Source organism: Roseibium sp., assembly GCF_965276855.1.
GTDB lineage: Bacteria > Pseudomonadota > Alphaproteobacteria > Rhizobiales > Stappiaceae > Roseibium.
In genome coordinates, this window is record NZ_OZ255700.1 from 2956613 (window position 1) to 2983005 (window position 26393).

The 26393-nt window shown below is 56.5% G+C and carries 27 protein-coding genes; 15 read left to right on the forward strand and 12 right to left on the reverse strand.

The features are described from left to right. Nucleotides 1-22 precede the first annotated feature (22 nt). Both ACQY4Z_RS13620 and ACQY4Z_RS13625 read right to left on the reverse strand, forming a co-directional pair. Entirely contained in the window at nt 23-2605 is a 2583-nt protein-coding gene (locus ACQY4Z_RS13620) for an ABC transporter permease (protein ID WP_428522085.1), read from the reverse strand. Further along, nucleotides 2602-3318, reverse strand: coding sequence for an ABC transporter ATP-binding protein (locus ACQY4Z_RS13625; protein WP_209180074.1), 717 nt, complete (start codon nt 3316-3318; stop codon nt 2602-2604). Before ACQY4Z_RS13625 ends, ACQY4Z_RS13620 begins: the two co-directional genes overlap by 4 nt. Before the next feature lie 147 nt (nt 3319-3465). Here ACQY4Z_RS13625 and ACQY4Z_RS13630 point away from each other — a divergent pair, with 147 nt between their 5' ends. The 4 genes from ACQY4Z_RS13630 to ACQY4Z_RS13645 all read left to right on the forward strand — a co-directional run bounded on the left by ACQY4Z_RS13630 (nt 3466) and on the right by ACQY4Z_RS13645 (nt 8234). After that, entirely contained in the window at nt 3466-4071 is a 606-nt protein-coding gene (locus tag ACQY4Z_RS13630) for an arylesterase (protein ID WP_428529554.1), read from the forward strand. Between the two features lie 58 nt (nt 4072-4129). Next, nucleotides 4130-5182 carry an aldo/keto reductase gene (locus tag ACQY4Z_RS13635; protein ID WP_428522088.1) on the forward strand — a complete coding sequence of 351 codons (1053 nt, stop codon included), beginning with the start codon at nt 4130-4132 and terminating at the stop codon, nt 5180-5182. A gap of 186 nt (nt 5183-5368) precedes the next feature. Then, nucleotides 5369-5905: an RNA 2',3'-cyclic phosphodiesterase gene (gene thpR, locus ACQY4Z_RS13640; protein WP_133952435.1), complete on the forward strand. Its 537-nt coding sequence runs from the start codon at nt 5369-5371 to the stop codon at nt 5903-5905. A gap of 364 nt (nt 5906-6269) precedes the next feature. Next, nucleotides 6270-8234, forward strand: a complete 1965-nt coding sequence (locus ACQY4Z_RS13645; RefSeq protein WP_428522090.1) for a methyl-accepting chemotaxis protein — start codon at nt 6270-6272, stop codon at nt 8232-8234. Between the two features lie 9 nt (nt 8235-8243). On the opposite strand, the gene ACQY4Z_RS13650 is transcribed toward ACQY4Z_RS13645, so the two are convergent. Further along, the gene (locus ACQY4Z_RS13650; protein ID WP_428522092.1) at nt 8244-9416 is read right to left on the reverse strand and encodes a glycosyltransferase family 4 protein; all 1173 of its coding nucleotides are present in this window, start codon (nt 9414-9416) and stop codon (nt 8244-8246) included. Nucleotides 9417-9442: 26 nt separating this feature from the next. Here ACQY4Z_RS13650 and ACQY4Z_RS13655 point away from each other — a divergent pair, with 26 nt between their 5' ends. After that, on the forward strand, nt 9443-10282 hold the full coding sequence (locus ACQY4Z_RS13655; RefSeq protein ID WP_428522094.1) for an alpha/beta hydrolase: 840 nt from the start codon (nt 9443-9445) through the stop codon (nt 10280-10282). A 42-nt stretch (nt 10283-10324) separates the two neighbouring features. Here ACQY4Z_RS13655 and ACQY4Z_RS13660 read toward each other — a convergent pair whose 3' ends face one another. Next, nucleotides 10325-10852, reverse strand: coding sequence for a hypothetical protein (locus ACQY4Z_RS13660; RefSeq protein WP_428522096.1), 528 nt, complete (start codon nt 10850-10852; stop codon nt 10325-10327). Between the two features lie 90 nt (nt 10853-10942). Beyond that, complete coding sequence (locus ACQY4Z_RS13665) at nt 10943-11584, reverse strand: DNA-3-methyladenine glycosylase family protein (RefSeq protein WP_428522098.1); 642 nt, start codon at nt 11582-11584, stop codon at nt 10943-10945. A 103-nt stretch (nt 11585-11687) separates the two neighbouring features. On the opposite strand from ACQY4Z_RS13665, the gene gluQRS reads away from it, so the two are divergent. Then, the gene (gluQRS, locus tag ACQY4Z_RS13670) at nt 11688-12572 is read left to right on the forward strand and encodes a tRNA glutamyl-Q(34) synthetase GluQRS (protein ID WP_428529556.1); all 885 of its coding nucleotides are present in this window, start codon (nt 11688-11690) and stop codon (nt 12570-12572) included. A gap of 16 nt (nt 12573-12588) precedes the next feature. Here the strand turns inward: gluQRS and ACQY4Z_RS13675 are convergent, their stop codons facing one another. Further along, the gene (locus tag ACQY4Z_RS13675; RefSeq protein ID WP_428522100.1) at nt 12589-13554 is read right to left on the reverse strand and encodes an AEC family transporter; all 966 of its coding nucleotides are present in this window, start codon (nt 13552-13554) and stop codon (nt 12589-12591) included. Between ACQY4Z_RS13675 and ACQY4Z_RS13680 the strand changes: the two genes are divergently transcribed. Continuing rightward, nucleotides 13553-14866 carry an ATP-binding response regulator gene (locus ACQY4Z_RS13680; RefSeq protein ID WP_428522102.1) on the forward strand — a complete coding sequence of 438 codons (1314 nt, stop codon included), beginning with the start codon at nt 13553-13555 and terminating at the stop codon, nt 14864-14866. The genes ACQY4Z_RS13675 and ACQY4Z_RS13680 overlap by 2 nt on opposite strands. A 31-nt stretch (nt 14867-14897) precedes the next feature. Here ACQY4Z_RS13680 and ACQY4Z_RS13685 read toward each other — a convergent pair whose 3' ends face one another. Then, nucleotides 14898-15557, reverse strand: coding sequence for a 2-hydroxychromene-2-carboxylate isomerase (locus ACQY4Z_RS13685; RefSeq protein WP_428522104.1), 660 nt, complete (start codon nt 15555-15557; stop codon nt 14898-14900). 87 nt (nt 15558-15644) lie between these two features. Here ACQY4Z_RS13685 and ACQY4Z_RS13690 point away from each other — a divergent pair, with 87 nt between their 5' ends. After that, nucleotides 15645-16502, forward strand: a complete 858-nt coding sequence (locus ACQY4Z_RS13690) for a phosphatase PAP2 family protein (protein ID WP_428522106.1) — start codon at nt 15645-15647, stop codon at nt 16500-16502. 13 nt (nt 16503-16515) lie between these two features. Here the strand turns inward: ACQY4Z_RS13690 and ACQY4Z_RS13695 are convergent, their stop codons facing one another. Next, on the reverse strand, nt 16516-16776 hold the full coding sequence (locus ACQY4Z_RS13695; RefSeq protein ID WP_428522108.1) for a hypothetical protein: 261 nt from the start codon (nt 16774-16776) through the stop codon (nt 16516-16518). A gap of 80 nt (nt 16777-16856) precedes the next feature. After that, entirely contained in the window at nt 16857-17312 is a 456-nt protein-coding gene (locus ACQY4Z_RS13700) for a low molecular weight protein-tyrosine-phosphatase (protein ID WP_428522110.1), read from the reverse strand. A gap of 148 nt (nt 17313-17460) precedes the next feature. Here ACQY4Z_RS13700 and ACQY4Z_RS13705 point away from each other — a divergent pair, with 148 nt between their 5' ends. Together ACQY4Z_RS13705 and ACQY4Z_RS13710 are read left to right on the forward strand one after the other, a co-directional pair. Further along, nucleotides 17461-18735, forward strand: coding sequence for an adenylate/guanylate cyclase domain-containing protein (locus ACQY4Z_RS13705; protein ID WP_428522112.1), 1275 nt, complete (start codon nt 17461-17463; stop codon nt 18733-18735). Continuing rightward, on the forward strand, nt 18728-19021 hold the full coding sequence (locus ACQY4Z_RS13710; RefSeq protein ID WP_428522114.1) for a 4a-hydroxytetrahydrobiopterin dehydratase: 294 nt from the start codon (nt 18728-18730) through the stop codon (nt 19019-19021). The genes ACQY4Z_RS13705 and ACQY4Z_RS13710 overlap by 8 nt, the downstream gene beginning before the upstream one ends. A gap of 91 nt (nt 19022-19112) precedes the next feature. On the opposite strand, the gene ACQY4Z_RS13715 is transcribed toward ACQY4Z_RS13710, so the two are convergent. Continuing rightward, nucleotides 19113-19376, reverse strand: a complete 264-nt coding sequence (locus tag ACQY4Z_RS13715; protein WP_428522116.1) for a sulfurtransferase TusA family protein — start codon at nt 19374-19376, stop codon at nt 19113-19115. Nucleotides 19377-19437: 61 nt separating this feature from the next. On the opposite strand from ACQY4Z_RS13715, the gene ACQY4Z_RS13720 reads away from it, so the two are divergent. The 3 genes from ACQY4Z_RS13720 (at nt 19438) to ACQY4Z_RS13730 (ending at nt 22083) form a co-directional block, all read left to right on the forward strand. Continuing rightward, entirely contained in the window at nt 19438-19989 is a 552-nt protein-coding gene (locus ACQY4Z_RS13720) for a DUF924 family protein (RefSeq protein WP_428522118.1), read from the forward strand. A 403-nt stretch (nt 19990-20392) separates the two neighbouring features. After that, nucleotides 20393-20731, forward strand: coding sequence for a P-II family nitrogen regulator (locus tag ACQY4Z_RS13725; protein WP_040452614.1), 339 nt, complete (start codon nt 20393-20395; stop codon nt 20729-20731). Nucleotides 20732-20754: 23 nt separating this feature from the next. Beyond that, entirely contained in the window at nt 20755-22083 is a 1329-nt protein-coding gene (locus ACQY4Z_RS13730) for an ammonium transporter (RefSeq protein ID WP_428522120.1), read from the forward strand. A 238-nt stretch (nt 22084-22321) separates the two neighbouring features. On the opposite strand, the gene ACQY4Z_RS13735 is transcribed toward ACQY4Z_RS13730, so the two are convergent. Both ACQY4Z_RS13735 and ACQY4Z_RS13740 read right to left on the reverse strand, forming a co-directional pair. Further along, on the reverse strand, nt 22322-23449 hold the full coding sequence (locus tag ACQY4Z_RS13735; protein ID WP_428522122.1) for a GNAT family N-acetyltransferase: 1128 nt from the start codon (nt 23447-23449) through the stop codon (nt 22322-22324). After that, nucleotides 23446-24864 (reverse strand): lipopolysaccharide biosynthesis protein, encoded by a 1419-nt coding sequence (locus tag ACQY4Z_RS13740; protein ID WP_428522124.1) that lies wholly within the window; start codon nt 24862-24864, stop codon nt 23446-23448. Before ACQY4Z_RS13740 ends, ACQY4Z_RS13735 begins: the two co-directional genes overlap by 4 nt. Before the next feature lie 198 nt (nt 24865-25062). Here ACQY4Z_RS13740 and ccmA point away from each other — a divergent pair, with 198 nt between their 5' ends. Next, the gene (gene ccmA, locus ACQY4Z_RS13745) at nt 25063-25725 is read left to right on the forward strand and encodes a heme ABC exporter ATP-binding protein CcmA (RefSeq protein ID WP_428529558.1); all 663 of its coding nucleotides are present in this window, start codon (nt 25063-25065) and stop codon (nt 25723-25725) included. Beyond that, nucleotides 25722-26393 (forward strand): heme exporter protein CcmB, encoded by a 672-nt coding sequence (ccmB, locus tag ACQY4Z_RS13750; protein ID WP_081450514.1) that lies wholly within the window; start codon nt 25722-25724, stop codon nt 26391-26393. The genes ccmA and ccmB overlap by 4 nt, the downstream gene beginning before the upstream one ends.

A 26393-nucleotide genomic window follows, 5' to 3' on the forward strand; every position in this document is an offset into this window, starting at 1 on the left:
GTTAACATCGTCTGTAGACGTATCAGAGGTTTCTAAGAACCGGTGCAGGCTTTTCCCCGAGAACGCGCCAGGTTCCGATCAGACCGAACCCGACAGTCAGGACAAGCGCGATTAGGGCAGCACTGAACGCCGTGACCGGCAGCAGCGTAAAGGTTCCGCCCATGATTGCAGTGATGACATACCAGGCAGCAATGCCGCCCGCCAAAACGGCAAACACTGCTGTGACAAGGCCAAGGATCGCATATTCGAGGCCATAGGCCAGGATCAGCCGCGTTCGTGTGGCGCCAATGGTCTTCAAGATGACAGCGTCATAGATGCGGCTGCGATGCCCGGCGGCGAGTGCGCCTGCCAAGACAAGAATGCTGGCAATCAGCGTGATGGAGGAGGCGCCGCGGATCGCCCATGCGAGCTGAGCCACGATGTTGTTCACCTGGGAGATCGCATCTTTCACGCGGACGCTAGTGACGGTCGGAAAGCTGCTGGAGACGGTCTTCAACAAGGCTAACTCGGTGTCTGTCTGGACGTTATCATCCCAGCCAAGAGTCATCAGATGCGCATGCGGCGCCCCGGCAAATGTGTTTGGCGAGAACACCATGACGAAATTGATGCCAAGCGACTGCCATTCCACGTCCCGCGTATTTGCAATCTCTGCAGAGATTTCGCGGCCAAGAACGTTCACAGAAACGGTGTCGCCAATCTTGAGGCCGAGGTCTGTTGCAGCCTCCGCGTCAAAGGAGACCAGTGGAGGCCCGGAATAGTCTTGCGGCCACCATTCACCGGTCGCCAGTTCCGAGTTCGGCGGGAGCGTAGCCTCGTAAGTGATGCCGCGGTCGCCGCGCAGGACCCAGTCGGACCCTTCTTGGGCGGGCACGAAATCATCGCTGCTGATGCCGTTGAGGCTGACAATCCGGCCGCGCAACATCGGCACACTTTGAAGGTCTGCCTTTGGAGCTTCTTCGCGTAGCAGGGTTTCAAATGCGTCCCGCTCATGGCTTTGAATGTCGACAAAGAAGAAGCTTGGCGCTTCACCTGCGATGGTCGCGGTGAGCTCCCGGCGGAGGTTTCCATCAATCAGGGTCAGGGCGACCAGCAGGGAGAGGCCCAAGCCAAGAGACAGAACGACAGATGGTGTGAGAGCACCAGGGCGGTGAATGTTGGCAATCGCCAGCCGCAGCTCGGTGGAGCGGACCGGAGGCAGGCGTTTGGCGAGCCACATGATGATCCGCGCCACAACCACCAAAAGCACAAAAGCCCCGGCGGACGCTGCGATATAGATCGTGGCAATTCGCTTGTCATAGGCCAGCAGGATGGCGATGGACGCAAGGACGACCACGGTGAGAGCCGTGGCGAACAAATAGCGTTTACGGGGCCATTTGGAGCCCGCCGCAACAATATCGCGGAACAGGGCGGTGGGTGGAACGTCATGAGCCCGGCCAAGCGGCCAAAGCGCGAAAGCCAGCGCGGTCAAAAGGCCGTACACGAGGCCTAGGCCCAGTTCGCTTGGATAGATGCCGACCGCAAGTTTGACCGGAAGAACATTGGATAGCGCAGCACCAGCGGCAAAAGGGATCATTGCTCCAATGACCAGCCCGATGCCAATCCCGATCAGGGCAAGCGCCAGCATCTGAACCAGATAAATCTGGAAGACAAATCCACCGGTTGCGCCCAGGCACTTGAAGCTTGCAATGACTTCCCGCTTCGTTTCCAGGAAGGCCCGGACCGCATTGGCAACGCCAACGCCGCCCACAACGAGAGCTGTGAGACCAACGAGCGTCAGAAACTGTGCAAACCGGTCGATGCTGCGCTGAAGGCCGGGAGACGCGTTGGCTCTGGAGCGCACCCGCCAACCGGCATCAGCTTCGGTTTGTTCCGCAACTTCCTCTATCTGTTTGAGCTCGCCGATGCTCGGCGCGGGATCCATACGCACCCGGTAATGCCAGCGCACCAAACTACCGGGCTGAACGAGATCAGTTGCGCCGATGGCCTCGGTGGAGATCATCAGGCGGGGGCCGAACTCCATTCCGCCCGCGAGTTTGTCGGGTTCAGTTTCAATGACGTCTGTGATTTCAACACTCGTGCGGCCAAGCTCAAGTGTGTCACCAACTTCAACATCAAGACGGGCCAGCAGGGCCAGTTCGGCCACAGCTCCCCAGCGCCCATTACGCTGTTCCAGTGCGTCCACAAGGCTTTGCCCTGATTGCAGCTCGAGCGCGCCATAGAGCGGATAAACATCATCGACCGCCTTAAGCTCTACAAGCGCCTGGTCCGCCGTGTCTGCGCGCCGGGCCATTGCGCGCAATGTCGCGACTTCCGAAACTGCACCGAGACTGTCGATGTAGCTCCGCTCGTCCTCATTCACTTGACGATGAACCAGACGGAAGGACAGATCGCCGCCCAAAATGGCTTGGCCTTCCTGCGAGATCCCTTCGGTCAAGGCTCGGGAAACCGAGGTCACACCGGAGATTGCGGCCACCCCAAGCGCAATACAGGCAATGAAAATGTAAAAGCCCTTCAAGCCGCCGCGCAGTTCGCGCAGGGCAAACCGGAGGGCGAGGCGGAAGGTCTGGTTGTTGCGGCCAAGCTCGCCGGACACAAATCCGCTCATGCGGACACCTGTTCTTGCGTTGCGGCCAGGTTCTGGGTGGTTTCTTCGATTTCGCCCGAGCGTACCCGGATGACCCGGTCACATTTTTCGGCAAGGGCCGGATCGTGCGTCACAAGAACCAGCGTGGTTTTGCGGTCGCGCTGCGCTGAGAACATCAGGTCGACGATCTGTGCGCCGGTGCTTTCGTCTAGGTTCCCTGTCGGCTCATCTGCAATCAGGATTTCCGGCTCCACGACGAGCGCGCGCGCAACGGCGACCCGTTGTTGCTCTCCGCCGGACATCTGAGCCGGATAGTGGTGCATGCGTTTTCCAAGACCAACAGCCTCAAGCTCTGCCTGGGCCTTCTTGAAGGCGTCCGCATCGCCGGCGAGTTCAAGCGGTACTGCGACGTTTTCCAGCGCCGTCATATTCGGGACAAGGTGAAATGACTGAAAGATGATGCCGACATTTCGGCCCCTGAACAGCGCCAGTTGGTCTTCCGATAATCCGCCGAGTTCTGATCCGGCAACAACAACGGATCCCTCATCGGCGCGTTCCAGTCCGGCCATCACCATTAGGAGGGTCGATTTGCCCGAGCCGGATGGTCCGACTAGGCCAACGGATGTGCTCTTTCCGATCTCCAGATCAATACCCTTCAGGATGTGAACCTGTCCGGCCCCTTCTCCAAGGGTCAAGTGGACATTTTTCAGGGCAATGGCTGGTGTCGTCGTCATCTTTGGGCCTTTATAACGGTCATATGTTGGCCGTTATGGCCATCACATGCCCTCGACAAGTGGTCACTTTGCGACCATATGGGCCTGTTGTGCCAAGTCTTCCAGTCAGGAAAGTGTATTAGAGTGTATCGTTTCTTTCTGTTTTTGATGCTGCCTCTGTTGTGGTTGGGAACCAGCACTGCAAATGCTGCTGATATCAAGCTCGTTGTGCTGGGAGACAGCTTGTCTGCCGGCTATCAGCTGCAGGCTGGAGACGGCTTTCCAGAACAACTGCAAAAAGCGCTCGATGCACGCGGGCATTCTGTGGAGGTCGTCAATGCCGGTGTTTCCGGTGACACCTCCTCCGGTGGACTGTCCAGGCTCGACTGGTCGGTAGGGAATGACGCTGACGCGGTCATCGTCGAGCTTGGCGCCAATGATGCCTTGCGTGGCATTCAGCCAGACCTGACACGCAACAACCTCACACAAATCGTGAAACGCCTGACCGACAAGGACATTGCGGTGCTTGTTGCGGGCATGCTCGCCCCACGCAATCTTGGCGAGGACTATGCTGCCTCTTTCGACCCGATCTACAAAGACATCGCCGAGGCGCATGGCGCATTGCTCTATCCCTTCTTTCTGGAAGGTGTTGCGCTGAACCCGGATCTCAATCTCGCCGATGGCATTCACCCGAATGCGGAAGGCGTTGGCGTTATTGTTGAAAACATTCTGCCGACGGTCGAAGAGTTGCTGGTACAAGCTTCCAAAAAATAGCATTCAGACATCTCTGATCCTGCCGAACACAATTTACCTGTAAACAAGGATATCCCTCATGGAACTGCGCACGCTTGGCCGCACGGATATAAAGGTCAGCGCATTGTGCCTTGGCACAATGACCTATGGCGAACAAAACACGGAAGCCGAAGGTCATGCTCAAATGGATTATGCCCTGGAGAAGGGGATCAATTTTTTCGATACAGCCGAGCTCTATGCAATTCCGCCAAAGAAGGAAACGCAGGGGCGGACGGAACGGATCATCGGCACATGGTTTCAAAAAACCGGCAACCGGGACAAAGTCGTTTTGGCGACCAAGGTTGTCGGCCGGACCGGCATGGATTGGTTCCGCGAGCACGGCAAAGGCGCCAGCCTGACACGTGCGGAAATCGAATTTGCGGTCGACCGGAGCCTGAAAAACCTTCAGACCGACTACATCGACCTTTACCAGATCCACTGGCCGGATCGGAACATGAGCAACTTCGGCGCCAATCCGGCGCGCTGGGCTCCGCCGGAGCTGCATGAAGACGAGAACAGCATCGAAAGCACACTGGAAGTGCTGGCGGACCTGGTGAAAAGCGGTAAAGTCCGCCACATCGGGATCTCCAATGAGAGCTCCTGGGGCACCATGCGCTATGTTGCGGCCTCCGAGCACCTTGGTTTGCCGCGGGTCGCCTCGATCCAGAACACTTATAATATGGTCAACCGCACTTTCGAAACCGGATTGGCAGAGATCGCGCAACGTGAAAACGTTGGTTTGCTTGGATACTCCGCGCTCGCGCAAGGCTATCTGACGGGCAAGTACAGGAATGGCGCAATGCCGGCAGGCTCCCGCAAAGTGCTGTTTGACCGCCTGCAACGCTATGAGCACCCGCGGTCGATCGAAGCCTATGACGCCTATTTCAATCTGGCAGATGAAGCCGGTCTCGATCCGGCGCAAATGGCGATTGCCTTTGCCAAGTCCCGTGACTTTATGACGTCCGTTATTCTTGGGGCAACGCGCATGGATCAGCTGGAGAATGACATTGCTGCTGCCGATGTGACGTTAAGCAGCGACGTCCTTGAGAAGATCGACGCGATTCATCAGGAATTCGGCAACACAGCGCCGTAACTGACGTTCACGTTTTCAAAAGAATCAAACGACAGTCTCCCCCTCGAGCCGGGCAAGGAATTGCCCGGCTCGAAATCTCTCTCCACACAAAAACTACACTGTCTTCAAAGTGTTGGTTTTTTGTCTTGCCAATTTCATCAAGTTGATTCCTGATGGGGACATCAGCGTTTGGCGGAGGGAACACCTATGCCGCGGCTTTTTACAGGCCTTGAGATTCCGTCTGAGACGGCCCTCATGTTGTCCATGCTCCGGGGAGGCCTTCGGGGCGCCCGCTGGATCGATCCGGAAAACTATCACATCACTCTGCGCTTCATTGGCGATATCGATGATCGCACGGCGGATGAAGTGGTTGATGCACTCGACCGGATCCGTCGCGATCCCATTGAGATCAGGCTTGATGGCCTTGGGTCCTTCGGCAACGGTAAGCCACACGCGGTCTGGGCCGGTGTGCAGCTGACATCGGCTTTGTCTGAGCTTCAAAGCGAGCAAGAGCGCATCCTGCAACGGCTTCACTTGCCGGCAGAGCGGCGCAAGTACGTGCCTCATGTCACTCTGGCCCGCTGTAAAACTTCCAATAATGAAGATGTTGCCAAGTGGTTGTGTGAGCGCGGTAACTTCCAGGCACCGCCATTTATTGCGGGCCGGTTCGTCTTGTTTTCCGCAAAATCAAGTGTTGGCGGAGGCCCATACTTGGTGGAAGAGGCTTACCCGCTTGCGGCCTGAGTGAACTCCAGAGCTGCCGTTTGTGGTTTGCGGATCTCATGTCAACAGGGAGCGTGAGGTTTTGCCTTGACCTTATGAGGTCGCATCAGTGGCAGAACTTCAGGAGGAGCGAATTGTGAGCGTCCGACAATTTCCTATGAGTCTCTGATTGATAATGTAGGTTTTTATTAGCCGACTTAGTATTTAACCGTATTTAATCATCCATGGGTTGTATTTCTCAAAAAAACTCAATCAAATTACCTTCAATTTTTAGGTTTTTTGATATCGGTTGTAAAAGAAAATTAATTCGTTTTGCTTCTTCTGTTCTTACTGTGCGTGAGTTGCGTAATGCATCTCTCGGTAAAAAAGAAGAGTCTGTGCAACCATGAAGTCACTCACCAATTTATCTATTGCCGCACGGGTAGGCAGCCTGTCGGCTATCACCGTTGTTGCAATCGTTATGCTGTTTTTCGTCGCGCGGCATAGTCAGCAGCTTGTCAGCGCCGAGAACGACCGTCTCGCTGAGTACTCCCAGATGGATTACTACGTGTCCCAGGTTCTGGCGAAAGCGCAAGACATGCGGCGATTGGAAAAGGACTTCCTGCTGACAAAGGATGAGACTCTCGTAACCACATATGACGAGAGGTATGGCGAAGCCGTCGAGTTCCTGAAGCTCACCGCAGAAAAGCCGGAAGCTGCCGATCAGATGCCGGTGATTGAAAGCCTGGAAAGCACTTTGGCGCAGCACAAGGCTGATTTCGCTACGATCGTGACTCAATCGACAGAGATGGGGTTGAACGAGAAGGCCGGCCTTAAGGGCGAACTTCGCGGCGCGGTACACAACGTTGAGGAGCGTCTAAAAGCAGCGAACCTCGATGCACTGACCGTCAAGATGTTGATGATGCGGCGTCACGAGAAGGACTTCATGCTGCGCGGTGCTGATAAATACATTGGCCGGATTGATGACCGGCGCAGTGAATTTGCAGAGATGCTGCCAGGCAGCGGTCTGCCGGAAGCAGAGCAAAAAGAAATCAGCGCATTGCTCGATGCCTACCAAGCCAGTTTCAAACTGTTCGCCGAGAAGTCCCAGTTCATCAATGCACAGATCGATGCGGCCGATGCAACATTCGAAAAGATCATGCCGGATTGGTCAAAGCTGTCCGAAGCCGCTTATCTTGGCAAACAGGCTGCAAGTGCCGGTCTCGAATCTGCCCGCAACTTCTCGAACAATCTCTTCCTGGTGATCGGAGCGATCAGCTTGGTTCTGGCAATCGGTCTTGGCTGGCTGATCGGGCGGAGCATCACGCGCCCGATCAACGACCTGACCGAGGTCATGAATGAGCTTGCGGGTGGCAACAATAATGTGACCGTCGCGTATGCGGACCGCAGCAATGAAATCGGCAGTATTGCGCGCGCCGTGGAAGTCTTCCGGGCAAACGCAATCCGGACGCAGGAGCTTGAGCAAGACCAGCAGGACCGGACTGCCCGCGCGGAAGAGGAAAAACGCGCGTTCATGGAGAACCTCGCAGGTCAGTTTGAAGCGTCCGTTGGCGCCATCGTTGAACGCGTTTCTACGACTGCGACAAACCTGGATCACAGCGCCCAGACTATGGCGCGTGTCTCGGAAAACACCAGCGAACGCGCTGAAGTGGCAGCGTCGGCCTCAGCGCAGACAACGGAAAATGTGTCTGTGGTTGCGTCCGCCGCGGAAGAAATGACCGCTTCAATCAGCGAGATCAACGAGCAGATTATCCGGGCGTCGGCTGCTTCAAAAAGTGCGGCGCAGGATGTGACCGGCACTGCAACGCAGATGGAAACGCTTGCCAACATGGCAGACCGGATCGGCGAAGTCGTTTCGATGATTTCCGATATCGCCGAACAGACCAATCTGCTCGCATTGAACGCAACCATCGAATCTGCCCGCGCTGGGGAGGCCGGGAAGGGCTTCGCGGTTGTTGCCAGTGAAGTGAAGGCACTCGCGAATGAAACCGCCAAGGCAACGGAAAACATTTCGGAGCTGGTGACCGAAATTCAGGCGGAAACAAAAACAGCCGTCGGTTCCATTGCGAAGATCGGTGATGTCATGCGCGATCTCGAACAGTCCTCGACCGCGATCGCGTCTGCCATGGAAGAGCAAGGTGCAACAACCCAAAGCGTTGCGGAAAACGTTGCTCAGGCCGCGAATGGTACCCGGGACGTTTCGGACAGTATCAAGGTTGTGAAAGATGCATCTGTGGAATCAAGCCAAGCCACCCATGCGGTTCAGTCCAGCATCAACGAACTGACCGAGCAATCCGATCTGCTGCGTGATGAAGTGAACCGCTTCCTCGGTCAGATCAGGGCGGCTTAAACGGAACGGTCAGCGATCCAGCAGCTTGGCATAAACGGCTAGCGTCTTAGCGCACATCGTCTCGACAGTAAAATTTCGGCTCGCGTGGGTCAGGCCCCGGCCTGTCAGTGCGAGCCGGTCTTCTGCTGATAGTGCAAGCGCAGTCTTGATCGCCGAGGCCAGCGCATCGCTGTCACCAGGCGGAACGCGCCATCCGGTGCGGTCTTTTTCTGCAGCATCAGGCGGTGCCAGCACGGTTTCGGGCACGGCGCCAAGGTCAGAAACGATGACTGGAACACGGGCAGCTTGGGCTTCAACAGCGGCTCGGCCGAAGGCTTCCGGTTCAATCGAGGCAACAACAGCCAGATCAGATAGCGCCATGGCCGCCGGCACGTCCGCGCAATGGCCGACCAATCTGACCTGATCCTGCAGGTTCCAGTCTGCAATCAACTGCTTCAACTCAGCCACGTAGCCGTCCCGGCCTTGAGCGTCACCGGCAAGAATAGCGATTGGAGCAGTCATTCCTGACGCTTTGAGCGCGCCCATGGCCTCGATCAAAACCTTTTGGCCCTTCCAGCTGGTGAGACGGGCCATGTTCATGATGATCGGGCGGCCTGTGGGAACGCCCCAACTGTCTTTCAAAGCCTGGCGCCGTAGGGCACTAACGTTTTCCGGCGCGAGACCTTTCAAATCCGAGCCGCGATGGATCACTGTGATGCGATCTTTTGCAAACGGGTGCCGGTCGGTGATCAGATCGGCAATGTATTTGGAGTTCGCAATCACTGTGTCGCCGCGGGCCATGATTGAATTGTAAATGCCCTTGACCGCATTCGATTGACTGTAGCTGCCGTGATAGGTGGTGACGAACGGTATATGCATCCGGCGGGCTGCAAAGAGCGCAGACCAAGCTGGTGCCCGGCTCCGTGCGTGAATGATGTCAACGTTTTGCGCGCGGATGAGATTGCTCAACAGGCCAGCATTTTTCCAGAGCGTGATCGGGTTTTTTGATTTGACCGGCAGTGTGAAATGCTGGGCACCGATATCTTCCAGCTCGCGTACCATCTGCCCGCCCTGACTAGCTACGAGTGCGGTTCCACCTGCATCGATAAGAGCGCGGGCAATGTCGACAGTGGTGCGTTCCGCGCCCCCCGAGTTCAGGTCGGGGATCACTTGCAATACGGTTGGGGCGGTGGGCAGGGACACCAGCAAAGCTCCGGGCGGTCTTTCAAATGACGAATGGCTGTGCCAAAGGACACGAGCTGAAGAAACTGAAAGAGAGCCATAGTATGGGCGCGGCGGAACCGCAATTCATCGAGGTCGGAAAAAACGGTCAGAGGCGGAAAATCGCTGTCCGGAAAGATGCGGGAAGATCGCCCGGTCTCATGTGGCTGTCGGGTTTCAAGTCTGACATGAGCGGAACCAAGGCCGAGGCCCTGTCTGCATTTGCTCGGGAGCGAGGGCAGGAAGCGGTTCGCTTTGATTATTCCGGGCATGGACTTTCGGAAAGCGCATTTGAAGAGGCGTGCGTGTCCGATTGGCTGGAGGAAGCCGAGGCGGTGTTCGACACCTGCACGAGCGGCTATACGATTCTTGTCGGCTCGTCCATGGGCGGCTGGATTGCTCTTCTCCTGGCTCTCTCACGCAAGGAAACAAACCGGATAAAGGGGTTGATATTGATCGCGCCAGCGACTGACTTCACAGAAGAGCTGATGTGGAAAGAGCGGTTCTCGGACGACATTCGCGCGGCAATCCTGCAGGACGGACGCTGGGAGCAGCCGTCCGACTACAGCGATGATCCTTATGTCATCACCCGCAAGTTGATCGAAGACGGGCGGTCTCATTTGCTGTTCGGCAGCTCTCTTCAGATCGGGGTGCCGGTGACGATCCTGCAAGGTGCGCTGGACCGGGATGTTCCACTTGGTCATGCGGAACGGCTGGTGCAGGCTCTGCCGCAGGATGATGTGACGTTTACAGTCGTGCCGGATGGTGATCACCGTTTGTCGCGGCCAGAAGATATCGAGTTGCTGATCCGGTCTGCCGCCTCCATGAGTGGGTCCGTGTCCTCCTAAAGGCCCTTGGCAAGCGGCTTGCGGCTTCCGATTGGCTGCGCCTCAACGGCCTTGAATGACTTCCTTCTCGCAATCCAGAAGGTGAATGGTCATCTCTGTGTAGAGGCTGAACTCGCTCACCTTCGATGCACGCCCGCGCAGGAACATTTCAACATCATTGGACGCGTAGTTAGCCGCGGTGGTTTTTCGCAAGAAACAGCTGCAGCGGGGCGCGTCCATATCGCTTTTGCTCTCACATAAGTCGGTGTGTTCACTTGGCTGAACTGAGCCACCGGCCGTCCCATCTGTCGTGCAAATTTGACGCAGTTCATCCAACTTGGCGAGTGCCTGCGCAGACAGGCGGCCCGGTTCGTTGGCGTAGTAAAATGAGAGATCGACGTTGGAAAGATTTGTGTCCAGTGACTTGGTGAAAATGCAGCCGCATTGGTCTGCCGAAAGGCCCAGTTCAGTCTGGCAGGCGTTCGACATTCGTGCCCATCTGTTTTCAGATGCTGAGAGCGGTTCGCTGGCAAAAGCGGATGTCAGGACAAACCCAAATAGAATTGCGAAGAAACAGACAACAGTTCTCATTGCACCACCGAAATCTCACTAGAACCCTTGCCATGAAGCCTTAGCGCAGAAGTCTTTACGGGCGATGTATCCCAGATCGATGGTTTCCGATTAGACCGGCAGGGTTTCCTTGCCCTGTTTATGTACACGGTACCAGGCCCAGAACAGCCGTGCTGCGACGCCTCTGTTCGGTGCCCAATCCAAGGCAATCCGGTCCAGTGTTTTTACGTCCGGCTTTTCACTGAGTTCGAACGCGTCGCGAACAGCGATTTGAAGGGCAAGATCTCCGCTTGGAAAAATGTCCGGGTGACCTGCGCAAAAGAGAAGAAATATGTCGGCCGTCCATCGCCCGATCCCCTTTATTTCGCACAATTGGGTGTGCGCGTGTTCGGCCGGGGCAGTCGCCAGACCGGCCAAATCGAGGCCGTTCTCACAGGCTGTTGTTACGGCGCGCAGGGTCCGGATTTTGGGTTTGGACAAGCCAGCCGCGGCCAGATCTTCATCGCCAAAGCTGGACAGATTCTCAGCGGTCAATGGCGTGACCAAGGTCTGCAAGCGGGCAAAGATTGCGCTCGCGCTGGCAACGGAGACCTGCTGGCCGGTGATGATATGCGCCAGTCCTTCAAAGTCAGCTGGCCGACGGCGCAGCGGCAGGAGCCCTGCCTTTTCTGAGATGCTCTGTAAGCGCGGATTTGCGGCAAGGAGCTCCGAAAGCCCCCGGTTCAAGTCATCTTCTGTGTGAATTGGCTTCATCGCGGGACTTCGACGGTCTCCATGCTTGCGCAAGGGCTTCGGAATGATAGGAACGGTTAGCCGTAAAAGACCCGCAGCTTCCAATCAACCGTTCTCAAGCTTCATGACTGAGCCCGTCTTTCGTTTCGCGCCTTCTCCGAATGGACATCTGCATCTTGGCCATGCCTTGTCGGCCTTGCTCAATGCCCGGGCGGCTGTGGCGTTGCATGGCCGGTTCCTGGTGCGTGTCGAAGACATTGATCAGACCCGGTGCACGCCTGAGCTGGAACGGGATCTGTTTGAGGATCTGGCATGGCTTGGTGTGCCGCTTGATGAGCCGGTGCTGCGTCAGTCGGTAGCCTTTCCGCACTACCGGTCGGCGCTGGAAAAGCTTCAGGACCTCGGGCTGGTCTATCCGGCCTACCTGACGCGGGCCGAGATCAAGCGCTTCGTCGCGGGTCACGAAGAAAAGGGCAGCCCTTGGCCACGGGATCCGGATGGCGCGCCGCTTTATCCCGGAGACGATGCGGTCCTTAGCGAAGAGGAAATACAAGAACGGTCTCAGAGCGATGCGCCCTTTGCGCTTCGACTTGATATGACGGCTGCCCTTGACCGAATCGGAGAACCACTCACCTGGCAGGAGTTTGGCGCGGAAGGCCCGGCTTTGTTTGATGCGGATGAATCCATCGCCGTTGATGCCGCTGCCTGGGGCGATGTGGTTCTGGCCCGGAAAGACACGCCGACCAGCTATCACCTCTCCGTTGTCGTCGATGACGCGCGCCAGGGAATCACGGATGTGCTGCGTGGACGGGATCTCTATGCAGCAACGAGCGTCCACCGCGTGCTTCAGCACCTGTTGGACCTGCCGGAGCCCCGATACCGCCACCACCGGCTGATCCTTGGTAACGATGGCCGCAAGTTGTCCAAGTCAAACCAGGACACAAGCCTGCGATCCTTGCGGGACGCCGGCGTGACCCACGCGGATCTTCGCAAACGTATTGGGCTCTAACGCTCTGCCCTTTTCACTACATCCCGAGGACATATTCCAGGAACCAGATCCAGAGACTTGTCGTCAAAACGGCCAGCGCTGTGGTTACGGTGATCGCGTTCGCTGACATGGCGTGACCGGTGCCGTATTTGTTTGCAAAAACATAGGCGTTGATCCCGGTCGGGCAGGCTGCAGTCAGGGTGGAAACTGCCACCCACAGCGGCGGCAAGTTGAAGACGAAAAACCCCAGCGAGAATACAGCTGCCGGCATGATGACGATCTTGATGGCTGACAGGACCAGCCCGGGCAGTATGTTGCCGCGCATGCCATATTGAACAAGGCTCATACCCAGCGAAATCAGGGCGAGGGGCAATGCGGTTGCGCCGATCCGGTTCAGCAGGTCACTGGCCAAAGACGGCAGGTCAAACCCGGTCATGCGCCAGCAGAACGCGGCGATAATGGTGATCACCAGCGGATTGCGGATCAGGCTTTTCACGGCGCTTTTAATCAAGGTCAGTACCGGTGGGCTTTCCCCGCCGCTGTCATGGGCGGCGGCCCGCTCCATCACGATCGCCATCAAAACGGTCATGAAGGCCAGATGGATGGAAACGATGAGCAGCAAGGGGATCAGGCCGTCATCCCCGTAAACCGCTGCGACCAGCGGCAGGCCGACCAGAATTGTATTTGCAAAGGCCGCCGAGATCGCTCCGATCGCACCGGCACGGGCATCGCGCCCGAAGCCTTTGCGAATGACGAGAGTTCCAAGTGTCCAGGCGCACGCGATCCCGAGAAAGTAACTCGCCCAAAGCGCCCATGGCAGTCCTGCCGACAGATCTGCTGTTACAAGCGTCCGGAAAATCAGGATCGGAATGGCGACCACATAGACAAATTCGCCGAGCGCTTCGCTTACCTTCATGCTGAGGATTTTGGTTCGGGCCAGACCGTATCCAAAACCGATCAGCAGAAAGACAGGGGCAACGATTGTGAGTGTTTGAACAAACATGCCTTTGACGGGGCTTGAGCATGGCTGGTGGACACCGGCCAGCGGGGAAGGTAAGCAAGTCTGTCATACTGGTTCGCTGGAGATCGGGACGCAAGCCCCTGATGCCATCCGTTTTGAATTGGGGTCGCGCCGAATGGCTGAATACGATGAGGACAGTGTCAATCTTGCGCTTCTGGCGCATGATTTGCGCACGCCCTTGGGCGCCATGCGGCTGACAGCAGAACTGATTGAAACAGGGCCTTTGAACGACGCCCAATCAGAGCAACTGTCCGTGCTCATGAGGGCCATCGACTCTCTCGAGCAGATGACAACGGAATTGATTGCGGATGCAGCTCCCGGGAATGCGGGCGAAGATGCAGCCGTTTCAATATCATCCCTTGTTCACGATTGTGCAGATCTGTTCCGTGTGGCTGCCGAGAAAAAAGGCCTGAAACTCACGGTCCGGCTTCAGGACACGGCTGGCGCGTGCCAGACGGCTGCTGCGGGCCAACTCCGGCGCACTGTCTCCGCCTTGCTCGACAATGCAATCAAGTACACGGAGAGAGGCGGCATCAGTCTTGAGGTGATCTCTTGTCCGTTTCCTGAAAAGCAGCTTGGATCCTCCGAGCAGTCGAGTGCGAGTGCTGCAGACGCCTATTGGGTCAGTCTCTCAATTACTGATACAGGGCCCGGCATTGATCCAACGGAACGGGACGATCTGTTCCGTCCTTTTGTGAGAGGGCGCAGAGCTCAGGAAAAAACACCGGGCAGCGGTCTTGGCCTTTGGGGAATTGCCCAAACGGTTCGGCAAATGGGCGGCGTCTTGAACCACTCCTCCCCGGAGGCGGGCGGCAGCCGCTTCGAAGTGCAAATCCCTGTAGAGCCGGCCGCGCCCGGGATTAAAGGCGGTAAGACTGCTTCAAAGGCGGGCGCAGAAGACAATGAACTTCCTGACCATGTCCTGATCGTAGACGACAATGAAACCAATTGCCGCCTCTTGGCCGCCTTGTTGGAATCCTTTGGCGTGACCTCCGACATTGCTCATTCGGGCGAGGATGCGATTAGACTGGCTCTGGAAAAGGAATTCGGGGCCGTTCTCCTGGATCTTCATATGCCCGGCATGGGGGGTCTTGAAGTTGCCCAGGAGCTGCGCCGGATCCGACCGGCCGAGGAGTTGCCGCTCATAGCGGTTACTGCTGCTCTGGAAGCTTTTGGCGACAATTTGCTTCGAAAGGCTGGATTTATGGAGGGGTTGGGCAAGCCGCTGGCGCCGTCTGCTCTTTACGATGTCCTTGTAAGAGCGCAGCAACTCAAGAGTGTTCACTGGATCTAGTCAGTCGTCGAGACGGGCAGCGGGGTCGCAATTAGGCTGTTGCGATCTCTATTGCCATTTCGAGCGCATCGGCGAGGCGATCATCGCCCCAGAACAGTTCGCCATTTTGAAGCACGAAACTGGGTGCACCGAAAATACCTTTTTCTTCCGCTTCGCCGACAGATGCGCGCAAAGCGTCCTTTACTTCTGGCGATTTAGCAGCCTCGAGAACGTCCTTGGCAGGAGCGCCTGCCTCCAGGAGGAGGTGCGCCAAAAAGGCTTCATCGGAAATGTCCTCACCGCTGCCGAACTCGGCAACAAAAACGGCGCGCGTGAAGTCGCCGATCCAAGGCTGTGTCCGCCCTGCCTGAGCAATCCGCGCGGCCAGCAATCCGGCCTGAGGAAATGGATCCGGGATGGTCAATGGCAGGCCATAGCGGGCGCATTGGCGCTCCATATCCCGCCACATGTAACGGCCTTTGGCCGGATAGAGGTTGAACGGCGACGTGTCCCAGCCGCTTTTCTTGAAAATCGGGCCAAGCAGGAACGGTCTCCAAGACAAGCTGACACCGGCATCCCGCGCCTGTGTTTCAATCCGCATTGCGGACAAGTAGCTGTAAGTAGAGCCGAATTCGTACCAGAACTCGATCGATGGCTGCGTCGTTGCGTGTAGTTGGACGACGTTGGACTGGAGTTTTGGGTCAGTGGTCATGGAGCGATCGAGTTTTTCATGAAGCACGCCGGAGAAAACCGGCAGGAAAGGATTGGATGGGCAACAGGGATGCGCTAAACAGCGGCCATGATCGACACGCGTTTGACAAAGCATATCCAGAACATTGCCACAAGCAAAGCTGTTGCCTGGTGCATCGCACATCCGTTCTTGGCCACCATCGCCTATGTCGCGCTGGTGTCTGCGTTTTTTCTGGCCTTTCCCCAAACCGATTTGTGGGTAAGCGGTCTTTTCTACAGTCAAACGGATGGCTTTTGGGCGCAACACAATCCGTTCCTGCAAAAAGTCCGGCACCTTGGACCGTATCTGGTTCAAACGATCGCCATCTGTTCGGTGGCCATTTTGGTGATCAAGTTGTTGCTGCCAGGCCGGCCTCCAATCTTGCCGCTTCGAAAGCCGGTGTTTCTCATCTCCACATTGATCCTGGGACCGGGGATCTTGGTGAACTCGATCCTGAAGGATAACTGGGGCCGCCCACGGCCGCGCTCGATTGAAGAGTTTGGCGGGGAGTTGCCGTTTCAACCAGTCTGGAAAATGACTGATTATTGCGAACGGAATTGCTCGTTTACGTCCGGCGAAGGGGCTGCAGGTATCTGGCTTGTGACGATGGCGTTTCTGGTTCCAGCTTCTTGGCGGAAGGCGGTTCTTGCGTTTGTGCTGCCGCTGTGTCTGATCCTGTCAATCAATCGGGTTGCCTTTGGCGGGCATTTCTTCTCCGACACCATGTTGTCTTGGGGGCTGACGTTCCTTGTAATCCTGAGCGTCTATTGGCTGCTTTATTTGAAAAAACCGCCCCTCATGACGGATCAGGGGCTGGACGAATGGTTCACGCGAAACGGCCGGCGGCTGCATCGTTTGGCAAAACGGCTTCTTGTCCGGCTGCGGCAAGCCCTTCGCGGTTCCGGGAGCGCACAGTCAGAGAACTAAAGAACCTAACGGGTCACTTTTTTCTCGGCCGTGTGCGTTTGAGGATCCGGGCAAATCGTAATGGCGACCGGTCCTCCACCCAGGTGATCATGTCATTCAGTTGCGGTGCTGACTTGCGGCGTTTGCGCAAGTGGCGGGCGGCGCTCCGGCTTGTGCCGATGATGACCACACTGCCGAGCGCTAAGAGCGGCACGCCAGTCGGGATCGGCAACCATACGGTCGCCAGGCCGAGCAGGATGAGAACAGCGGCCAACGACCACCACAGGATTTTCATTTCAGCGCCAGAAATTGAAACGATCAACTTCTGATTAGCGCAGCGACTGAGACGGATTTATGAACCTCTTGGTTCGAACGTCACAAATGCGCCTTCAAAGCGGTCAGCAAGGATCGGCTGCCACCATCAATCATTTGGTAGACCCGTTCGAAACCATCATCGCCGCCATAATAAGGATCCGGCACATCGGTTGGTGGTGAGTTCAGGAACAGACGCAGGCCGGGATGGTCTTTCTTGGTGCGTGATTTCAATGTGCTCAGGTTGTTTGAGTCCATCGCCAAGATGAAATCAAACTGCGTGAAATCGCGATCGGTCACCTGACGGGCCCGTTGTGCGGTCAAGTCAATTCCGTGCCGTGCGGCGATCTCAATCGATCGGGGATCTGGCGGGTCTCCTGCGTGCCAAGCGCCCGTTCCGGCTGAATCGATTAAGAAGCGATCGCTCAATCCGGCATTTCCCACTGTGGCGCGAAAAACCCCTTCGGCGAGCGGTGAACGGCAGATGTTGCCAAGGCAGACGAAAAGTACTGAAGTCATAAGCCTATCAACCGGGCACTGACGCTGCTGTCAAGCGGATCGGCTGCGGTCCTGACATTTGCTGTCGGAAACACGTTTTGAAGAACATCCCTCAGAGTACAGGGTGGCGTTTTTTGTGCCACCGGCACAAAGATCGATAAGGGACAAAATGAAGGCGTCGGTTTTGCCGGTGATTGAAAGACTACGCAAGGTCAGGTGGCCCGTTTGGCTTAAGGGGCTGGCGTCTGCTGGCATCACGTCAACGGATCCCTATGTCCGGCGCCGGCAGATGGTCGTGAACGTTTCGGCGCTGGTTGGCATTGCCGACAACGTGTTTCATACGATCCAGAACCTGACCTATGCATTTCATGAACTGATGCCGCTCAGCATTTATGGGATCATCATGATCTGCCTGTTTGCCGCGACTTCGCGATTGCATCGCTTTGGCGACAACGTTGCGGCGATCTATTTCGTAGTGGTGATCGCGGCCGGAAACACGTTCGTCGTTTGGTCGCTGGGTTTGGAAAGCGGGACGCAGGCCTATTTTGCCTTGGGCGGAGCAGCGTTCATCTTCTTCGGAGTGGGCCACTGGCGCCTTTTTGCGGGCTGTTTCTGTCTTGCCCTGGCTCTTCTGGTCTCCGCGTATGTCTTTGCGCCGAACGTTGGGCCTGTAATGCCTCACGACCTTGCCTTTCGAAAGCAATTGGCAGCGCAGGTCATGGTCAATGTTCTGATCATCTCCAGCGTTTTGATTGTGTATGCTTTGACGGCGTTGCATCGCGCTGAGGCTGCCTTGGCAGCCGAACACGAGCGAGCTGAAACCTTGATCGAAACCATCATGCCCCGGCCAATCGCAGATCGGCTAAAAAAGGCGCCAGAAACACGAATTGCTGACCGGCATGAAGCTGTGACAGTGCTCTTTGCGGATCTCGTTGGGTTCACTCCGGCAGCGCGGAACCTTCAACCGGATGAGGTGGTCGGGTTTCTTGATGGCCTGTTTCGGGATTTCGATCATCTGGTCGAAGAGTTTGGCGTTGAAAAAATTAAAACGATCGGGGATGCGTACATGGTGGTTGGAGGGCTGCAGAGACCGCCCCACGAGGCTGCAGTCGCGGTCGGTCATCTGGCGCTCAAGATGATGAGTGTGATCCAGTCCAGTGAACCGCTCAGCGGCGTGCATTTGAACTTGCGGATTGGTATTCATACCGGTCCAGCCATTGCCGGTGTGATCGGAAAGCGGCGGTTTTCCTACGATGTCTGGGGAGATGCCGTGAACGTCGCGAGCCGCATGGAATCGCATTCTGTGGCTGGTGAGATCCAGGTGACAGACGCATTTCGTAGTATGGCCAAGACTAATTTCGACTTTCAAGAGCGAGGCGCTGTTGAAATCAAGGGTGTCGGCAAGATGCAGACAGCCTTTCTAAAGGGAGTGAAGCATGGTTGAAAAACTGACGCCGGAGGAGCGCACTGCTGGTTTGGAGAGCCTGGCGAATTGGCAACTCGTCAGTGGCCGGGATGCAATCACCGCGACTTTCAAATTCGGTGATTTTTTGGAAGCTTTTGGGTTCATGACCCAGGTTGCCCTAGCCGCAGAGAAGATGAACCACCATCCAGAGTGGGCGAACGTTTACAGCACCGTCGATATCACTTTGGCGACACATGACGTTGGTGGGCTAAGTGAGTTGGATCTGAAGCTCGCCAGGAAGATTGATCGGATTGCAGGAAAATAATCGCGCCGTGACGAATGTTCCGGAGTTCGGGTGCAGCCGAAGTGCCTGCTACGAACTCAGAGATTCGTTACTGTTCATCCAGTAAAACGGCTCAGCCTTTCCGGATCACGAAGCTGTGCCCCGTTTCGGTCTTTTCCTTGTTTACCAGTGTATGGCCCTGTTCCTGACAGAAGTGCGGGATGTCAATCTCTGCCATTGGATCCGTTGTTTGGACTGTGAGTTCCGCGCCAGTGTTCAGTCTTGAGAGTGCCTTTTTTGTTTTAAGAACCGGAAGCGGGCATTTCAGGCCCATCAAATCCAGGGTGTTTTCGGTCACGCGCAGAACTCCATTCACAGCATCTTGCTTTCCTTGCATATATATCCTGGAAACAGGCGCCGAGAATACCCTGGTGGTGCCGTGAAAAGAGGATCCTTTGATGAGCGACGGTCTGGTAAGTCCGATAGACGTCCTGGACTTTTGGTGGGAAGCGGGCGCGGAGAAATGGTTTGCGCGCGATGACGGTTTTGATGCGCGTTGCCGGGACACGTTCCTTGCTACGATCAAGGCGGCGCAACAGGGCGATCTGGATGAATGGGCTGAAACGCCGAGCGGCGCGCTGGCACTGATTCTTCTGCTGGACCAGTTCACCCGGAACGTCTTCCGGGGATCTGCGGAAGCATTTGCCGCTGATCCAAAAGCTGTTGCCATTGCAGAGGCGGCCGTCGCGCGCGGATATGACAAGGCCTTCCCGAAGCCGGTGCGGGTGTTCTTTTATCTGCCCTTTGAGCATGCTGAAGATATGCAGCTTCAGGAGCGTGCGGTGGATTTATGCCAGCCGCTTGGAAACATGGAGTTTTATCACTACGCTTTGATCCACATGGATGTCATCCGCCGTTTCGGCCGGTTCCCGCACCGAAATGACGTTCTGGGCCGGACATCGACGGACGCCGAGATCGCTTTCTTAAAGGGGGGGGGATTTTCCGCCTGACTCGGCTGCCTTCCAGGTTTTTCCGCGGCAGATCTTCGGGTCTGCCGTTTTTTTATGCTTGTGTGCGCCGCACAAAATAGTTGCCTATTTTTTCGACAAAAGTCAGGCATCTGTACAATTAATGTGCAATTCTATTGCCTGAAAAACCATCACCGTTCGGCTGGAGAGTCGGCTTCCTGCGGAGTGTTCGGCTCTGTAAACGCCGGAAAACAGCCGTTTCTCGAATCAAATCCTCAAGTTGGCACAGTCCTTGAAAAGGATGGGGCAACACCGGTTCGTGTGCCGATTGTCGGCGCCAGCAAGATCCAAGGCCCATCCAGAGGGGAACAACGGACAAACAGGCGGATCGGTTTCGGAGCTTCTTCGCCGGGAAGGGGCACTAAAGAGGGGAATGGAACGAGCAATGAAAATAGTGATGGCCATCATCAAGCCGTTCAAGCTCGACGAAGTGCGCGATGCCTTGACCGGCATCGGCATCCAGGGGCTCACGGTTACAGAAGTGAAGGGCTACGGCCGCCAAAAGGGTCATACCGAAATCTACCGCGGGACCGAATATGCGGTCAGCTTTCTTCCGAAGCTGAAGATCGAAGTCGCCGTAGACGGCGGATCTGTCGACAAAGTCGTCGAGGTCATCTCCGGGGCCGCCAAGACCGGTCAAATCGGGGACGGCAAGATCTTTGTCTACTCCATCGATCAAGTTGTTCGCATCCGCACCGGCGAAACCGACGCCGAAGCTCTCTGACATTCAGGTAAGGAAACGTACTCATGAAAAAACTTGTCGCTAAGGGCGCGGCATCGCTGGCTATTTTGAGCCTCTCCGCCTTGCCGGTATTGGCTCAGGACGCTGAAGCAGCTCCGGCCGTCACACCGGAAGTCGCCTACATCTTCAACACGCTGCTGTTCCTGATCGGTGGTTTCCTGGTCATGTGGATGGCCGCTGGTTTCGCCATGCTGGAAGCCGGCCTCGTCCGCTCCAAGAACGTCTCCATGCAGTGCCTGAAGAACATTTCCCTGTACTCCATCGCGGGTCTGATGTTCTGGATTACTGGCTACAACCTGATGTACACCGGCGTTGACGGTGGGTTCATGGGCTCCTTCGGTCCGTATTCCTTCGATCCGGTAGGCGGCGATGCGCTGGACACCGGTTACTCCACCGCATCTGACTGGTTCTTCCAGATGGTGTTTGTGGCAACCGCAGCGTCTATCGTCTCCGGTACTTTGGCTGAGCGCATCAAGCTGTGGCCGTTCCTGATCTTCACCGTTGTCCTGACCGGCTTCATCTACCCGATCGCAGGTTCCTGGCAGTGGGGCGCAGGCTGGTTGTCCGAGATGGGCTTCTCCGACTTCGCCGGTTCCACGCTGGTTCACTCCGTTGGTGGCTGGGCAGCTCTTGCTGGCGCGATCATCCTCGGTGCCCGTAAAGGCAAATACGGCACGGACGGCGCTGTTCACCCGATGCCGGGTTCTTCCATGCCGCTTGCAACACTGGGTACCTTCATCCTGTGGCTCGGCTGGTTCGGCTTCAACGGTGCATCCCAGCTCGCAATGGGCTCCATCGGTGACGTGACCGACATCTCCCGCATCTTTGCAAACACCAACATGGCTGCTGCTGCCGGTGTTGTTGCTGCGGTCATCCTGACCCAGGTCATGTACAAAAAAGTCGACGTCACAATGGCTCTGAACGGTGCTCTGGCTGGCCTCGTGTCCATCACAGCTGAGCCGCTGGCTCCGAGCGTATGGCAAGCCGTCTTCATCGGTGCCATCGGTGGTGTGATCGTTGTCTTCACTGTTCCGCTGCTCGACAAGCTGAAAATCGACGATGTTGTTGGCGCAATCCCGGTCCACCTGATAGCAGGTATCTGGGGCACGCTGATTGTACCGCTGTCCAACGACGGTGCATCCTACGGCACCCAGATCGTCGGTATCGTCTCCTACGGCGTGTTCACACTGGTCGCATCCGGCATCGTCTGGTTCATCCTGAAAGCTGCCATGGGTATCCGGGTCTCCGAAGAGGAAGAGGCTCTGGGTCTCGACAAGGTTGAGATCGGTGTCGAAGCCTATCCGGAATTCGGAACCGGCTCTCAGCGCATGTAAATCGCACTTTTGGACGGTCGCCAGAAATGGCGGCGGTCCGGCCCGGCGGGGTTTGGCTCAACATCTTTCCCCAGCCGGCCAACCGAAATCTCCCAGGCGGTCTATTGGCTCGGACCGCAAACTTGGACCCCCGGGGATTTTCCCCGGGGCTTTTTTTTACGCAGATCCAATACGGAGACTCGATCGAAGGGTTTCGCGTTTGCGTTTCTCTATAAATCAGAGCTGAATGGCCAATCCGCTAACTGAAGAATGCCTTCAAGGCTCTGGCCTTGCTGCGCACGGTATGTTCCAGTTTAAGATCCGCCGCAGCGAGACTTGCGAGCGAAGAGCCCCGAGCCCCCTTCGAAAGGATCAACGTTCCAATATCAACCCGGCCGCGCCAGAGCGGTTCGATCATGGAATGGCCGGGGACAGCCAGGGAGTCCGCTTCCAGGAAATCGGCGTTTTGCAGATTTTGCCTCATTGAAATCGCCGCAATCTGGGCCCCTGGAGACATGCGCGCAAAATTCTCGTTGAAGGCGATCTTCCAGGAGAAGACCTGAAATCCTTCAATGAAAAGAACGAGCGATGCTGCAAGGGTGTCTCCGGCCCAGAGCTGATCAATCCGAACGCCATTGTGTATAGAGCGGTTCTTGATCACATGTCTGGAAAAGGATGCAGTTTCCTCGTTGCTTGAGAGTGCAGTGCCTGCGCGTCCCTTCCATCCCTTGGCCTCGAGCTTTAGGAAGTCTTCAAAGCCTTCGAGTGCCTCCTCACCAAGAAGGTGGGCCGTGCGTATTGGGCCGTGATCTTCAAGCCGGCGCAGTTGTCGGCGCATTTCCTTTCTGCGCTTTCCCGACATGGCGGCGTTGTATTGGCCTTCTCCAAGCTCCCCGGAGCTGTGGCCTGCGCGGGAAAGGCTCTGGGCCCAGTTGCTTTCGAAGCCGGCGATTTCTTCAATCAGAGCCGCGACCCGGCTGTCGCAGGGCAGAAATGGTATGGCCATCAGATTTGCAGATCCGGACCCAGCTTCCAAGAAAGCGGTGATATCCCCCAGGCCGCTGGTGTCTCGCAGGAGCGGCGTTCCAAGAGGGGCGTAGTGGGAGGTCCAAGTGGTCGGGATGGGGACTGCAAACCCTGCCCGGCGGCGTCCGACGGGTGCGGCTATTCTCCAGAGTTCTGTATCCCGGTCCTGTATGACCAAGAGGCGCACTGCAGCCGATGGAAAAGCCCGCAAATAGGGCTGTAGAAACCCTGGTGTGAAGAAAGGGTTGGGATCAAGGCTGGTGTCCGCCAGGTCTTGCCATCTGTCCAACGGCACATCGGGCGAGTGCGGGTCAAGCCAGAGGACTTCCAGCTGCTCCTTCATGTCCGATGGATCGGTCAAGCGGCGGTTTTCCCCGTTTGAAACAACAATGGCAAAATAAACGTGGTGATATTGAGCTTTCGTTTGGCCGCGATAGCAAGGGCGGTTGTTTCAAATAAAATTGCGCAACTCGTGGCAACGGCGGCACCCATTAAGCCCAGCCACGGGATCAAAATGAGATTGAGAACGACGTTCATGACAAAAGTGGTTCCGTAGATAATCGCGCATGTTTTCTGCAGCCCGGTCATGGTCAAGAGTGCGTCCGCCGGACCAACGGAAGCCCGCGCAAGCACACCAATCATCAGCGCGGCGATCAGCGTGTAACCGTCAGAAAATCCGGATCCAAAGAGTTCCAGGAGCCATGGGGCAATGACCAGCAATCCGGCACCGGCTCCAACGGACGGCCAGAAGGTCCAGTGCACAGCCTGACGCACATAGGCGGCGAGCCCTTTCATGTCATCGCTGTGCAGATAGCGGGAAAAGCGATGCGCAGACGCAGCGCGCACTGCAAAATAAACAAAATGCACCAGAGCCAGCGTTTTGGAGGCTGCGAAGTAGATTGCCACCTGATCCGGTTCTTCAAAGAAGCTCACCATGATCACGTCAGCGCTGGTGATCAACTGCAAGAAACCGTCGACAATCAGCATTGGCAGGGAAATGAAGATCCAGAGCCGGATGTCGGTTTTTTTCGGTCCTTTGGGCAATACCGGGTTCAGGCGCTGGTTGAGTTGAACATGTTGATAGGCTGCGACGCCGAAAGCGGACAAGACAGCGGCGATTGCTGCTGTTGTGGCTGTTGCGCCACCTACAAATACCAGAAAAATCAAAAAGATAATAAGAAGTGCGGCCGGGCGCCAAATGTATGTCGGCAACATCGCAAGGAATGGCCAATCGTAGCTGCGCGCGATGCCATCTTGTGCCATGGCGTAGGAAAAGAACGGCAAGGCGAGAAGGGAGATCGACAACGGCACCACATAACTTGAATCGATCACCGGGCTGAGCATGGCAACCATCCCGATCCCGATTAGGCCAAGGGCGGCCCCCATCAGAAACACCAACTGGCGGCTGGTGCTGATGAAACCCCGCAGGCTGTCCGGATCACCAGTCTCCCGGTATTTTGGAATGAATTTGCTGGCAGAAGCGGAGAAGCCACCGCACGCCATGACGGCAAGAATAATCACAAATGTCCAGGCGACGGAGAAGATGCCATAATCGTAGGCGCCGAGCAGTCGGGCCAGAACGACTTGGGAAAGATAGGCAAGGGCCGCTCCGCCTATCCGAATTCCAAAGCTGGCGATGGCCATGCGTTGTGCGGCTTGATTGTCTGTTCCGTCAGCCCCCAAAAGGCTAAACACCCGCGTAGACAGCTGCTTGAGCCGCGCAGCAAGGTTCGAGTCCTGACCGGTTTTAGGCGCCGAATTGTCCGGAGACTGCACGAAAAAATCCTTTTGCGTATTCTTCCGTATTTATGACATGGGGACATTAACATTCCGTGGCTTGCTGCTGTTGCAAGGGCAAGGCGATAACTTAAAGATCACAATGCAGAGTGATTTGAGTTTCAGAGTGCGCTTGCCATTGCCCTCAAGAACGCACTAACAAGGCGGACGATCTGTACGACTTTCCGGAGCGGTGTCCTGACCCTTTTTGCTGAGAACCTGACCATTGATCGCGGTGGGCGCCGGGTGTTTCAAAACCTTTCTTTCACTCTCAGCCAAGGCACAGCTCTTGTAGTGACTGGTGCAAATGGCATCGGTAAGTCCTCGCTGCTGCGCACGCTGGCAGGTTTGGTTTCTCTGGCGGGTGGCACGATCCGGTTCGACGGTGGTGAAGACGACAGGCCTGCGCATGAACACGCGCATTATTTTGGCCATCAGGACGCGGTGAAACCGCCGTTGTCGGTGCTCGAAAACCTTGAATTCTGGCAGAGCTTTACAGCACCAACGAGCGCAACTGGTTTTGCCGGCGATCTGCGGGAGCCGATAGAGGCGTTGGAATTGCTCGGGATTGGTCATACCGCCCATCTACCCGCAGCTTACCTGTCTGCGGGTCAAAAACGGCGGTTGTCGCTGTCCCGGCTGTTGGTAACTGCGCGGCCGGTCTGGTTGATGGACGAGCCGACGTCAGCGCTGGACAAGAACTCCGAAGTCTTGTTGCTCAGTTTGATGAACGGCCACCTAGAATCCGGCGGTTTGATCGTGACGGCGACCCACACCGAGTTGGCTTTGGCCAAAACTCAGACATTGCATCTGGAAGCCGCGCAACCGGCGGAGCCGGTCCTTGAGGAGGGCTTCCTATGACGGGTTGGGCGATGGCATTGTTTCAACGGGACTTGAGGCTGTCGGTTCGGGTGGGCGGTAGCGCCTTGGTCGGCGTTTTGTTTTTCCTGGCCGTTGTGACGGTTATTCCCTTCGGTGTTGGCCCGGATCTCAATCTGCTCGCACGGATCGGTCCTGCAATCCTCTGGATCGGGGCCCTGCTGGCAACGCTGCTTGGATTGGATCGTCTGTTTCAGGCGGATCGCGATGACGGAACACTTGATCTCATGTTGATGGCGGGACGACCCCTGGAGCTGGTTGTTCTGATCAAGTGTCTGGCGCATTGGACCGCGACGGGTTTGCCCCTGGTGGTCGCCGCGCCGGTGCTCGGTATCTTCTTGAACCTAGATCCAGTCTCCATGGCGGCGGTCACTGCAACGCTGCTGGTTGGAACCCCGGCGCTTACGCTAATCGGCGCAATCGGCGCGTCGCTGACGGTCTCCCTGCGCCGTGGTGGCCTCCTGCTGGCCGTTCTGGTTGTACCGCTCGCGATACCCGTTCTGATTTTCGGCGTCAGTTCGGCTGATGCTGCGATCCGTGATCCTGTACCTTTCCTGACGCCTTTTCTGATCCTCTGTGCGCTGTCTCTCATTGCGGCCGTTGTTGGCCCGATAGCATCTGCCACGGCACTGCGATTTGCGTCAGACTAA